The 12,507-nt window shown below is 40.7% G+C and carries 15 protein-coding genes; 10 read left to right on the top strand and 5 right to left on the bottom strand.

Annotated elements, in window-relative coordinates; genetic code table 11:
* The first annotated feature begins 70 nt into the window (after positions 1-70).
* A complete protein-coding gene (locus METTI_RS05875; RefSeq protein ID WP_023844905.1) occupies positions 71-721 on the top strand; it encodes a flavodoxin family protein in 651 nt (216 codons plus the stop codon).
* 117 nt (positions 722-838) lie between these two features.
* Positions 839-1,033: a DUF378 domain-containing protein gene (locus tag METTI_RS05870; RefSeq protein WP_048135203.1), complete on the top strand. Its 195-nt coding sequence runs from the start codon at positions 839-841 to the stop codon at positions 1,031-1,033.
* A gap of 61 nt (positions 1,034-1,094) precedes the next feature.
* Here METTI_RS05870 and purL read toward each other — a convergent pair whose 3' ends face one another.
* Together purL and METTI_RS05860 are read right to left on the bottom strand one after the other, a co-directional pair.
* Positions 1,095-3,242 (bottom strand): phosphoribosylformylglycinamidine synthase subunit PurL, encoded by a 2,148-nt coding sequence (gene purL / locus METTI_RS05865; protein WP_023844903.1) that lies wholly within the window; start codon positions 3,240-3,242, stop codon positions 1,095-1,097.
* Between the two features lie 141 nt (positions 3,243-3,383).
* A complete protein-coding gene (locus METTI_RS05860) occupies positions 3,384-3,743 on the bottom strand; it encodes a DUF192 domain-containing protein (RefSeq protein WP_023844902.1) in 360 nt (119 codons plus the stop codon).
* An 84-nt stretch (positions 3,744-3,827) separates the two neighbouring features.
* On the opposite strand from METTI_RS05860, the gene yciH reads away from it, so the two are divergent.
* The 7 genes from yciH (at position 3,828) to METTI_RS05825 (ending at position 9,264) form a co-directional block, all read left to right on the top strand.
* Positions 3,828-4,136 carry a stress response translation initiation inhibitor YciH gene (gene yciH / locus METTI_RS05855; RefSeq protein ID WP_023844901.1) on the top strand — a complete coding sequence of 103 codons (309 nt, stop codon included), beginning with the start codon at positions 3,828-3,830 and terminating at the stop codon, positions 4,134-4,136.
* 121 nt (positions 4,137-4,257) lie between these two features.
* Positions 4,258-5,424, top strand: coding sequence for a cysteine desulfurase NifS (gene nifS, locus METTI_RS05850; RefSeq protein WP_023844900.1), 1,167 nt, complete (start codon positions 4,258-4,260; stop codon positions 5,422-5,424).
* 27 nt (positions 5,425-5,451) lie between these two features.
* On the top strand, positions 5,452-5,820 hold the full coding sequence (locus METTI_RS05845) for an iron-sulfur cluster assembly scaffold protein (RefSeq protein ID WP_048135202.1): 369 nt from the start codon (positions 5,452-5,454) through the stop codon (positions 5,818-5,820).
* Positions 5,821-5,851: 31 nt separating this feature from the next.
* Positions 5,852-6,220, top strand: coding sequence for a transcriptional regulator (locus tag METTI_RS05840; RefSeq protein ID WP_023844898.1), 369 nt, complete (start codon positions 5,852-5,854; stop codon positions 6,218-6,220).
* Positions 6,210-7,433 carry an Nre family DNA repair protein gene (locus METTI_RS05835; RefSeq protein WP_023844897.1) on the top strand — a complete coding sequence of 408 codons (1,224 nt, stop codon included), beginning with the start codon at positions 6,210-6,212 and terminating at the stop codon, positions 7,431-7,433. The genes METTI_RS05840 and METTI_RS05835 overlap by 11 nt, the downstream gene beginning before the upstream one ends.
* A gap of 104 nt (positions 7,434-7,537) precedes the next feature.
* Positions 7,538-8,575 carry an inorganic phosphate transporter gene (locus METTI_RS05830; protein ID WP_023844896.1) on the top strand — a complete coding sequence of 346 codons (1,038 nt, stop codon included), beginning with the start codon at positions 7,538-7,540 and terminating at the stop codon, positions 8,573-8,575.
* Complete coding sequence (locus METTI_RS05825; protein ID WP_023844895.1) at positions 8,572-9,264, top strand: TIGR00153 family protein; 693 nt, start codon at positions 8,572-8,574, stop codon at positions 9,262-9,264. The genes METTI_RS05830 and METTI_RS05825 overlap by 4 nt, the downstream gene beginning before the upstream one ends.
* 24 nt (positions 9,265-9,288) lie before the next feature.
* Here the strand turns inward: METTI_RS05825 and METTI_RS05820 are convergent, their stop codons facing one another.
* Complete coding sequence (locus tag METTI_RS05820; protein WP_023844894.1) at positions 9,289-10,737, bottom strand: phytoene desaturase family protein; 1,449 nt, start codon at positions 10,735-10,737, stop codon at positions 9,289-9,291.
* 25 nt (positions 10,738-10,762) lie between these two features.
* On the bottom strand, positions 10,763-11,476 hold the full coding sequence (purC, locus tag METTI_RS05815) for a phosphoribosylaminoimidazolesuccinocarboxamide synthase (RefSeq protein WP_023844893.1): 714 nt from the start codon (positions 11,474-11,476) through the stop codon (positions 10,763-10,765).
* Positions 11,477-11,666: 190 nt separating this feature from the next.
* On the opposite strand from purC, the gene nikR reads away from it, so the two are divergent.
* Complete coding sequence (gene nikR / locus METTI_RS05810) at positions 11,667-12,089, top strand: nickel-responsive transcriptional regulator NikR (protein WP_023844892.1); 423 nt, start codon at positions 11,667-11,669, stop codon at positions 12,087-12,089.
* A gap of 24 nt (positions 12,090-12,113) precedes the next feature.
* Here nikR and METTI_RS05805 read toward each other — a convergent pair whose 3' ends face one another.
* Positions 12,114-12,473, bottom strand: a complete 360-nt coding sequence (locus METTI_RS05805; RefSeq protein ID WP_023844891.1) for an ArsR/SmtB family transcription factor — start codon at positions 12,471-12,473, stop codon at positions 12,114-12,116.
* Positions 12,474-12,507: the final 34 nt, after the last annotated feature.

Here is a 12,507-nt window from a genome sequence, read left to right as displayed (position 1 = left end):
TTTTATTTTGAATTAATTTTTCATGTTATTTTAAGAAAGCTATTTATCTACCATACTCACACTTTTCTGTATGGGGTTAAAAGCATTATTTCTGAATTGTACTTTGAAACGTTCTCCTGAAATCTCAAACACAAGGGCTCTTATTGACAAAGCAGTAAAGTTTTTCGAGGAACTTGGTGTTGAAAGTGAAGTTGTCAGGGTTGTAGATTATGACGTAAAGTTTGGTGTATCGTCTGATGAAGGTGAAGGTGATGAGTGGCCACTTATACTGGACAAAATAAAATCCAGCGATATACTTGTAATCGGCTCTCCCATTTGGATGGGTGTGAGATCTTCTGTTGCACAGCTGGTTGTGGAAAGACTTGATGGGACTTATGCAGACAGTGATCCCGAAACAGGGCAGTTTCCTCTATACGGAAAAGTAGCAGGTGTGGTGATAACCGGCAATGAAGACGGGGCACACGATGTTGCAGCAACTACGTTGTTTAACCTGACTCATCTGGGTTGTACTGTTCCTCCAAACGTTGATAGCTACTGGGTAGGCGATGCAGGTCCGGGTCCAAGTTATATTGCTGCCGACGGGGAAAGGCATCTCTATACAAACAAGACTGTCCGGTATATGGTGAATAATCTTGCATTCTTTGCAAAATTACTGAAGGACAACCCAATTCCTACGAATATAAACAAGCTTTATGAGGATGCCATGAAGGAAAGTGACTGACATTTCTTCTTTCATAATATTTATGGACATTCTATAACTTCAACAATTATATATAACCATAAAGTCAATATTAATTATTGGTAAAGGGGTTTAAAGGGAGGTGAAACTTTGCCTAAAATGAATAGCATTGACTGGGTAGCCATGGTACTGGTCATAATAGGAGGTCTTAACTGGGGTTTATTTGGAGTCTCCTCTAATCTGAATCTGGTAGAAATGATCTTCGGATACAGTATCATAGCCAGAATCGTTTATATTCTGGTTGGTCTGTCTGCACTGTACATGATTTATTTTGCATTCCAAAATAAAGAATAATAAGCTGTAATTAAAATGTATATTGAGAAGTAGTATTTATAAAATGAGATATGATGATGGTTTATTCCATCATCAAATTCATGAGGCTTTCTCTTGCCTCTTTGATTTCTTCAAGAGCTAATTCTGTCTTTGAATCTTCAATCTGGATGCTCAGCGTGTTTCCACCAACAGTACCAATGACTGTGCAGGGTACTTCTCCAATCATTTCCATTACAGCATCCGGTTCAGATGTTGTGATCAGCGCTCTTGCATATGATTCAGAGAACAGGATGTCATCAGTTCTAAGACCTTCTGCTACATTGCTAAGGTCAACTTCAGCACCAGTCTTTTCACACATTTCTGCAAGTGCCACGGCAATTCCACCAAGTGATACATCGTGTGAGGCAGTAATCTTCCCACTCTCTGCAAGACTGATAAGTGCATCAACAACAGCAGTTATGTTTTCAGGAACCTGTGGTGCTTTACCATCATTCTTCTTTCCAATGATGTTATAGTACTCTGAACCTCCAAGTTCATCGGCTGTACTTCCAACCAGAATTATTGTGTCACCTTCATTTGAGAACACACCAGCTGGAGCTTTTGTCACATCTTTGATATAACCTGCAAGTCCGATTGACGGTGTCGGGACGATTGCTGTCTTAAATTCACCACTTTCATTATACAGGGAAACATTTCCACCCACAACAGGTATTGATAAATCTCTTGCAGCATCTCCAAGTCCAAGGATTGCATGTTTGAACTGCCAGTAAATGTCAGGTCTTTCAGGGTTTCCAAAGTTAAGACAATCTACAATTGCTATTCCACGTGCACCTTTTACTGCAAGGTTCATTGCATTTTCAACAACGGTTCCTTTTCCACCTGAATATGGGTCCAGGAGTGTGTGTCTTGGGTTGCATCCACATGAAAGTGCTATTCCTTCATTTCCATCGATTCTCAGTATGCCTGCATCATCACCTGGTTTTGTAACTGTCCTTACCTGTACTTCATGGTCGTACTGCCTGTATATCCATCTCTTTGATGCTACATTGTGTGATGACAACACATCGATAATTGCCTGTTTGAGGTCTGCTGGAAGTTCCGGCTTATCTCCGATGTCACGTTCATCTGGAGCTGTTGATGGGCGCTCAAAAGTTGGTGCACCTTCTGTCAGGAGTTTTACAGGAATGTCTGCTGCAATTTCTCCCTGGAACTGCACTGTATAGTTAAGTTCCTCAGTGAGTTCTCCAATCATACTTCCGTTGAGGTCGTATTTCTTTGCAATGTCAAGTACTGCATCCACGTTTTCAGGTTCAACCTCAAGGAGCATACGTTCCTGTGACTCAGCGATAAGTATTTCGTAAGGAGTCATACCACTTTCACGAAGAATAACATTGTCTGCAATGATCTTCATTCCAAGATTACCTTTTGCTGCCATTTCTGAACTTGCACCGGCAAGTCCTGCTGCTCCGAGATCCCTGCATGATTTAACGTATCCTTTTCCAATGGCTTCAAGTGTTGCCTCGATAACAAGTTTCTCTGTAAACGGATCTCCAATCTGGATACTTGGCCTGTCTTCTGCTTCTGAATCTTCAGAAAGGTCTCTTGATGCGAAAGATGCTCCTCCAAGTCCGTCTCTTCCTGTGGTGGAACCCATCAGAACAAGCTTGTTACCTGCTTTCTGTGAGCATGCAGTCACAACATTCTCTTCGCGTGCAAGTCCTACAGCTACCACGTTTACAAGAGGGTTTCCGCTGTATGATTCGTCAAAGAATGCTTCTCCGCGTACTACAGGCACACCGATACAGTTTCCGTATCCTGCAATTCCTTCAATAATGTGCTCAAAAAGGTAGAGGTTTTTCGGGTTGTTAAGGGGACCGAAATAAAGAGGGTCCATAAGTGCTATTGGTCTTGCTCCCATGGAAATAATATCACGCACAATTCCGCCGACTCCGGTTGCTGCACCGTTGTATGGGTCAACATATGATGGGTGATTGTGGCTCTCCATTCCTATTGCAAGTACCCATCCGTTTCCAAAACTGATAATTGCTGCATCGTCACCAGGGCCGATTATGACCTTATCTCCGGTGGTTGTAAATGTTTTAAGCAGGGGTGCGCTTGAGCGATATGAGCAGTGTTCGCTCCACAGATTAAGGAAGCATCCCTGTTCTACAAGATTAGGTTCTCTTCCCATTTTCTCTGTTATGATCTTTAAGTCATCTTCAGGTAACATCTATGTTCCTCGGTAATTGAGTATTAATTATAATATGATGATTCTATCAGGGCTTTAAAGAACCCGGAATGTAATAAACATTTCTTTAAACAGGTTTTAACATCTGTCAGTATTTATATGTTCCAGACAGTTACTATTGGTCTACTGACACTGATTCTCAAATTCAAATTTATCTCCCGTTTTAATCTTTAGTTTTTCAGATTTTCCGTGGGATGTTTCTATGATGTATTTTACCTTTCCTTCACAGGAGCAAGTACCAATCCATGCTTTCATACTGGATGTCTTAATGACCCGTTTCTTATCGTCAAGGAAAATAGCATCAATTGGATAATTAACAAATAACATATGCAACGAAACTCGCTGGGTTTTCTTCATTACAAAGACTAAAGCATAGTTGTCAGGTATCCTCTTACTGAACATAAGTCCCTTGATATGCTTTAGGATGTTGCAGGCAAAATCAACGTCCGTTGCTACTTCTTTACCATTAGATTTTAATATCATCGAAGTTTTACTCTATTCATCTATTTAATTAAATGCATATGGAGTGTTTAAAATAGATAATAATGTCGGAGGAAATACCACAAGATGAGTTCAGAAATGTGTTCAGTCTGCGGATTGCCAAAAGAACTTTGCATTTGCGAAGAAGTGGCAAAAGAGCAGCAAAGAATAATCGTCAAAGTAAACAGAAGAAGATATGGTAAAGAAGTAACAGTTGTAGAGGGTTTTGATGCCCATGAAATTGATCTTCACGAACTATCTACTTACCTGAAATCTAAATTTGCATGCGGTGGAACTGTAAAAGGAAATTCTGTTGAGCTTCAGGGAAATCACCTGACCCGCATGAAAGATGTTCTTATTGCAAAAGGATTTTCTCCGGATCAGATTAAAGACTAAGACTAATTATTATTCTTGCATGTGTGTGCAGACACACACATTTTTTCAGCACTAGGCTGGCTATATTCTTTAGCATACATGCTGAAGGATATTTATTTATTGAAGGCCTTCTCTTCTTATTATGGGTACAATGAAAAGAATCTATATGGATCACAGTGCAACCACTCCGGTTGATCCTCTGGTTGTGGATGCAATGTTGCCTTTTTTTACTGATTTATTTGGTAACGCTTCCAGTCTTCATTCATTTGGATCCGAGGCTGCGGAAGCTCTTTTAAGAGCACGTAAACAGGTTGCAGATGCCATAGGAGCTCTTCCTGAGGAAATAATATTCACATCAGGAGGAACCGAGTCTGATAACCTTGCAATAAGGGGTGTTGTCCCATTTAATGCCGGAAAAAAGCACGTTATAACTTCTGTTATCGAGCATCCGGCAGTACTCAATACATGTGCTTTTCTTGAAAGTCTGGGGCATGAAGTCACATATGTTCCTGTAGATGCTGATGGTGTAGTTGATGTAAAAATACTTGAAAAATCAGTCAGGGAAAACACTGTTCTTGTATCGGTAATGCATGCCAATAACGAAGTTGGCACCATCCAGCCTATTGAAAAAATATCCGAAATTGCAAAGAAGTACAATATCTATTTCCACACTGATGCTGTACAGAGCGTTGGAAAAATTCCAGTTAATGTAGACGATCTGGGTGTGGATATGCTCTCAATTTCATCCCATAAGATACACGGTCCAAAAGGAGTCGGAGTTCTTTATGTCCGCAAGGGGACTAATATCAGTCCGATTGTTTTTGGTGGAAACCATGAAATGGGAATGCGTTCCGGAACAGAAAATGTTTCCGGTATTGTGGGATTTGCAAAAGCAATGGAACTTGCAGCTCAACGTCAGGATGCAGATTCCATACACATGACGCAGATGCGTGATTCACTTATTTCCAGAGTATTCGATTCGATATCTGATGTTCGCCTGAACGGTCATCCTTCCAGGCGCCTTCCAAATAACGTGAATATGAGTTTTAAATATGCTGAAGGCGAATCCATGCTTATGCTCCTGGATATGCAGGGAGTTGCAGTATCCACGGGTTCGGCATGTTCTTCAAAATCGCTTAAGGCTTCACATGTGCTTAGTGCACTTGAAATTGAGGATGATTTTATACATGGTTCCCTGAGGATAAGTCTTGGAAGGGAGAATACCATGGATGATATTGATTATGTTGTCGGGGCTTTGCAGGAAACAATTGCTAAATTAAGGGCAATGTCTCCGCTTGCTGACAGGTAACTATTGATTATTAAGGAGGAGTGATTTCTGTATTCTAAAAAAGTAATGGAGGAGTTCAGTAACCCTGCAAATGTAGGGGTTGTTGAAGATGCCGATGGTGTGGGTGAGATTGGAAGCACAATAGATGGGGATATAATAAATATATCCATAAAGGTTAAAGACAATATATTGGAAGACGTTAAGTTCAAAACCTTCGGTTGTGTTGTAGCTATATCCACATCAAGTGCGGTTGCCAAACTGGCAAAGGGGAAAACAGTGGATGAAGCCATGTCGCTGACTAACGAAGATGTGATTAACTATCTCGATGGTCTTCCAGAAGGCAAGGATAGGTGCTCAGGTTTTGCTCTTGACGCTTTGAAAATGGCAATTGATGATTATATTCATAAAAGTAAATGACCATACTAACTAACAAAAAAGGTGACTTTCTGTGAAAACAACATGTGAGATCATGGTTCAACGTGTATTGCCTGCCATCCGTGCAGAACTTGCGAGATGTATGATATGGGAGCATGGGAAGAACCAGCAGGAAGTTGCAGAGATTCTTGAATTATCGAGGGCTGCAGTGTCTCAGTATTTGAACGATAAAAGAGGTGCTGAGGTAGATTTTTCCGGGGAAGCCCAGGAAGAGATACAGAGATTTGCATCAAGACTAATTGAAGGAATGAATAGCAGAGAACAGGTTGCAGGTATGTGCAATGTCTGTAAGTTCGTTCAGCGCTCAGGCTGGCTGAACAAAAACGAGCCAGACGCCGGATATTGTATCCTTTGCGGAGACGCTGAAGTCATTGACTCCTAATCTTTGCATAAAATGTAAGGGCAAAGGTCTCTGTGGAAGACCATATTGTCCTATTCTTGAAAAATTTAAATCAATTGAATCAGTTGTTCCAAAATCATCAGGAGAAACATCCATATTCGGAGCATCTCCACCATCTGTTTTTGTTGGCAGGTACAACTACCCCAATGTGATGGCAGGACCAATGATACCTCCGCAACTTTGCGGAGACGATGCAATGCAGCTTGAAGATCCTAAAGCATTGCTGAAAATGAACATACAGGATGTCATAGCTTCTCGCTCCCAGCTTGTAAGAGCAAACACCGGAATCAATGTTAAAAGGGCCCGTCTTCCAGATAATCCTCTTATCGAAAAATCCCAGGAACTTGCGCTCTCAAAAAATCCGGTGGATACTGAAGCATGGTTCAATAAACCGATAAGTGCAAAGCTGAAATTTGACAATGTGCTGACTCCAATGGGTCCATCAGGTGACCTTAAGAAGTTTGATATTACTGAGAATCCGAAGGTGCCCAAAAAAGTGGATTCTCTTGTCTATGATGATGATGCGCTGGCAAAGGATGCCATATCCGAACTATGGGATGGCAGTGTCCCTGCCGAACATATTTCGAGACTTCTGTCAATCGGTCTTTTAGGTCAGGAAAGAAAACTTGTTCCTACACGCTGGTCGATAACTGCGGTTGATGATATGGTTGGAAAAGACCTTCTGGCTGAGATAAGGGATTACCAGCAGTTGAGCGAAGTAACTGTTTTCAGTGGCGGAGTTTTCGGAAACCATTTCGAGATAATCCTTATTCCCCGCATGTTCTCTTTTGAACTGATTGAAGTCTGGATGCCACGGACTGTATGGTCAGGTGGCAGCACATGGATAGAAGCAGATCATGAAGGTTTTGGAGGAAAGAAAAAATACTCCAACCTTGCAGGTGGATATTATGCAGCCCGACTTGGTGCCCTTGAATATTTAAAATCAGTTCGTAGACAGGCCACAGTTTTTATGGTAAGGGAGATCCGACCGGAATATTGGGCTCCGCTGGGAGTATGGGTTGTAAGGGAAGGTGTGAGAGAAGCTTTCAGCAAAGCGCCTGAAAAGTTTGCTTCGGCAGAACAGGCAATAGCAAATATTTCTACCCGTTTGAAAACGGATAAATCAAAGTGGATGGCTCAGGCAGCGATGTTGCCGGATGTCCGTTTCCAGCGAACTCTGGATTCCTTTTTTTAAAATTGCTATATATTCAATATAGCAGTATATAGTATATAGTAGGCACATTTATGTCCATGTTCTTAGTTAGGCCTATAAAATCTATATAGTGGAGAATATTGTCGATGAGTCTTTTTGATCCTCTCGTACTGTTACTGGTTGCAGCAGGTCTGTACATGGCATGGAATATTGGTGCCAATGACCTTGCAAATGCCATGGGAACGTCAGTAGGCAGCGGTGCGTTGTCTATAAAACAGGTAATTATCATCGCAGGTCTTTTTGAGTTCGGAGGCGCTGTACTTTTTGGAAAGCGGGTAACTTCAACCATTGCCAAGGGAATCGTTCCAATTGATTCCATTAGTGCAATAGACCCTCATATTGTGGCTATAGGTATGCTTGCAGCCATTCTTGCTGCAGGTTTCTGGATTACTCTTGCCACATTCTATAATCTGCCCGTCTCCACAACTCACTCAATAGTAGGAGCAGTTCTTGGTTTTGGTCTGATGGCAGGCTACTATGGAATGATAGGCTACAGTGAAATCAACTGGGCAGTTCTTACAAAAATAGTTGGAAGCTGGCTTGTATCTCCTCTTCTTGGTGCTGTAATTGCTTATATCATATTCACTCTTATCAGATATTTCATTCTTCAGAAAACCGATGATCCATACAATATTGAAAAGAAATTTGTCATTCTCCAGACAATGACTGCATGTTACATTGCCTTTGCACATGGTTCCAATGATGTTGCAAATGCAGTAGGCCCAATATATGCAGGACTTAATTCTCTTGAAATGGCAGGAATGACTGTTCCTCTCTGGGTGATGGTAATTGGAGGTATTGGAATGGTTGTCGGACTGGCTACATGGGGATACCGTGTAATCGAGACAATCGGTACACGTATAACAGAACTTACGCCAACCCGTGGTTTTTCAGCAGAATTCGCAACAGCTTCAGTAGTTGTTCTTCATAGTTACAGTTCTTTACCAATATCAACCACACATACCCTTGTAGGTTCAGTAATTGGTGTAGGTCTTGCAGGCGGTCTTGCGGCGGTTGATTTAAGTGTAATCGGAAAGATAGTTGTTTCCTGGATAGTTACCGTACCTGTAGCAGCTCTTACGTGCGCACTGATATTTGCGGGACTGTTGGGAGTTGGAATATGATCAAGAAAGAGTATATTCGTTCCGTATTGAATGTATTTGCAAGTTCACCGTTTAAGCCTCTTGTAATGCATGCCAACAAAGGCGGGGATTGTGTAAGAAAGCTCAACGAATCTTTGCAGGCTTACTGTAATGGTGACATGGAAAAAGTCGAAGCCCTGAACAAAGAAATTGATGTAATAGAGCATGAGGCAGATGTCATTAAACAGACTATCCGTTCTGAATTATCTTCTTCTATTATGCTTCCTGTACATGCAAATGACCTGCTTAATTTCCTGAAACCACAGGATTCAATATCAGATGATTCCCAGGAAGTTGCATTCTGGCTTACAGTAAGAAAATTTGAGGCTCCGGATGATATACGTGCAGGTTTCTGCGATCTCATGAAAAAGACTCTTGAAACTGTGGAGCTTTATGAAAATCTTGTAGCAACATTGGGTGAACTTCTGGAGACATCTTTCAGTAAAAGGGATGTTGAAGACACTCTTCTACTTGTGACACAAGTGGAGGAAATGGAGCATCAGGTTGACATCATAGAAAAGGAACTTATCAAGCAGATATTCCGCAACGAGGATGTTATCGGTGCGCTTGGGGTCTATCACCTGGCTCGTCTTGTAAGGGGCATAGGCGACATTGCAGACAAGGCAGAACATGCAGCTGACAGATTAAGAACAATGGTTCTGAGAAGGTAATTACCTTCTCATACATTATTTTCCTTATTTGTGAAGACAGTTATCTTCATTCATCTTTTTCAGCAATTCCACAACAGAATAAGCTGCACGGGTTACACCCATACTTCTTTTATCAGTATCAGTTCCTGCTGCATATAATCCCTTGATAGGTGTTCTCACATCTGCAAAATAACCATTAATTGTGACCGCAGCTTTTTCAGGAATTGTTATCTGATTATGTGTCATTTCAATATGATCTTCGATTTTCGGAATTGCCTTGTATATAGTATCATACGCCTTTTTGGCCTGTGCTTCTTCATTATCATCAGCGTTGAGAATGAATGAGAATCCCACAAGCTGTTTTCCTTTAGGTGCCAGGGATGTATCGTAGTTGCTTATTGGCATTGCCCAGTATGGCGAATCCTTAAACCATATTTCAGAACCGATGTAGTTGAAATCATCCATCATGGAATCCAGTCCGGTCCACACGGTCAGGCTCTTTGTGTGTGCAACTCTCTTTAGATCCTGAATGTAAACATTTGGAAGACTTTCGATCATTTCTGGTAGGTCTGTGACAAATCCTGTGTAGATAACTTTGTCAGCCCTGTACACTTCATCAGCTTCAACACCAACAACTTTCCCTCTTTCAGTGATTATCTTCTTAACTTCACAACCAGTCTTAATCTCTACGGTATTTGGCAGGGAAAATAAAACTGCGTTAAGTATGGATTTTAATCCCTTTCTTGGATAACCCTGTGAATAGTTCACTTTGTTATTTGCCAGTCTTCCAAGTGATGTAAAAGGATTTGATACCTTGTTCAGTTTTGCCTGCAGTGAAGTATGTACATTTGGCGGAAGGAATGTCTTTGGCACCGGTTCAGGACTTATCTTTTCATTATGCTTCATTATGCTTTCAAGCTGCTCTTCCGGGACACTGTCCCTTACAAAACTACTGCCTGTGAGAATTCTCTGGGCAGATGTCTGCTTCATATCCTTTCCTGAAAGGAAATGGCAGATAGTATCAATGAAATCATATGTATCCGCTGTCAGGTTAGTTGGCATAAACTCATATACGGATTCTTTGGACAGGTCAGTTCCAAATGTAGAAAGAGTGAGTGCTTTGGTAATGGCCTGTGTCAGAACAATTCTGTCTTTACGCGGAAGAACATCGAATGTGACAAATTCCTTCACGTTGGAAGGCACTTTCATGAAATTATCTTTTGTTCTCACAAAGTAATTGCCATATTCCTCAAAGACAGGCTGGTAATCAAAATAATTATCCATAAGCCTTCTAAGAGGCCCAACTTCAAGATGTGTAATGGCGTGAGCACCTGTGTCTACCTGGAAACCATCAACCATGTAGCTGTTACAGTTGCCGCCAACAAATTTGCTTTTTTCAAGAACCAGTACTTTATTGCCATGTTTGGATAGGGTAAGTGCGGATAACAGTCCGCTTATACCGGCACCTACAACTATCACATCGTAATTTTCCATCATTACCCCTCATTACGATATGGTTTTATTCGAATATCTCTGGTACTATACGCTTTGCTACTTCTTCGTATGCTTTTGAAAGGTCTCCCTTGTCAAAGCGGAAAATATCCTTGTCCATTGACTGGCCTGTGCTCTTGTCCCAGAGGCGACATGTATCACATGATATCTCATCTGCAACAACAATCTTGCCATCCACTCTGCCGAACTCAAGTTTGAAGTCAGGGAGCAGGAAGCCTTTCTCATCAAGGTATGTCTTCAGAATTTCATTGATCTTAAGAGCCATTTCTCTTATCTGTGCTATCTCTTCGTAGGTAGCAATCCCCAGTGCAACAGCAATATCCTCGTTTAACATAGGGTCGCCATGTTCGTCACTCTTGTAATCCATGACAAGTACAGGTTTCTTAAAAACAGTTCCTTCTTCGATTGGGTATTTGCGGGTAATGGAACCTGCTGCAATGTTTCTTGGAATTACTTCAATTAGTATTATTTCTACAGCACGGACCAGCATTTCATTGCCGGATTCCATTCCAATGTAGTGTGTTGGAATTCCTTCTTCCTCAAGCATCTCAAAGATTTTCCTGGATATCTGGGCGTTGTAATATCCTTTCTTTGCAGCTTCACTCTTCTTTTTTCCGTCAAATGCTGTAAGGCTGTCCCTGAAGACTGAAATCAGCTTTTCAGGGTCTTCGGTCTTGTAGATGGTCTTTGCTTTTCCAGAGTATAATTCTTCTTTTTTCATCTGCATCATCCTTTACATAGTGTTGTTAATGATTATTGTTATTGATTATTTATTATATACATGTCCTATAATTATTTATGTCTTAATTAATGTATCATTTATGTACTAGAAATGCATACTAAATGTTATTATAGCACTGTATTGATAACTACATTGTTTATTATATTTGATTATTTTATAGGTGAACTATATGGAACAGGAACTTATGCGTATTGGGGTATCGCTTCCCGAAAATCTTCTTACTAAATTTGATTCTATCATTGAACAGAGAGGTTATTCATCCCGTTCAGAAGGTATCAGAGATTCTATCAGGAATTACATTACCCATTATGAATGGATGAGTGACGTTAAAGGAAGACGTGTCGGTACGATAACATTGATCTACGACCATACCAAACGTGGCCTTTCAAGCGCTCTCACCGAGATACAGCATGATTACTCTCATATTATAAAGTCTTCCGTCCACATTCATCTTGACCACGATAACTGTCTTGAGGTCATAATACTTGATGGTGAAGGCGAGGAAGTAAAAGCAGTTGCAGAAAGGACAATGGCACTAAAAGGTGTCAATTATGTCAAACTTAATACAGCACTTCCTGCTGAGAAAATATAATAATTAAAGTACGAAATTTAAGATTTATATTCCTTTTTTGAATGAGGAGTCAATGCTCCTCAATAATTTATCTCCGGTTTCTGTGAGATAGTATATCTGGAAATTCTTGTCTCTTCTTGAATCCACAAGATCTGCTTCCTTCAGGAGTTTCAGGTGGTATGACAATGCCGAATGTTTATAATCTGTAGCTTCAACAAGCACACATACACAAAGTTCGGTTATCTGAAGCGCTTTAAGAATTCGAATTCTGACAGGATCTGACAGTACTTTGAAAACAGACACTAGGTTGTCTACATTCTCTTTCATAACTGAATGGACTTCCATTGAAGTTGCATCCGGGAGAATGTATGGTTCCTGAATTATGTTTATGTCCTGATCAGTCATATCTTGATTAATTACGTTAAAGTAATTAATATGT

Source organism: Methanolobus tindarius DSM 2278 (genome assembly GCF_000504205.1).
GTDB classification, from domain to species: domain Archaea; phylum Halobacteriota; class Methanosarcinia; order Methanosarcinales; family Methanosarcinaceae; genus Methanolobus; species Methanolobus tindarius.
This window is presented reverse-complemented; position numbering and strand designations above follow the sequence as displayed.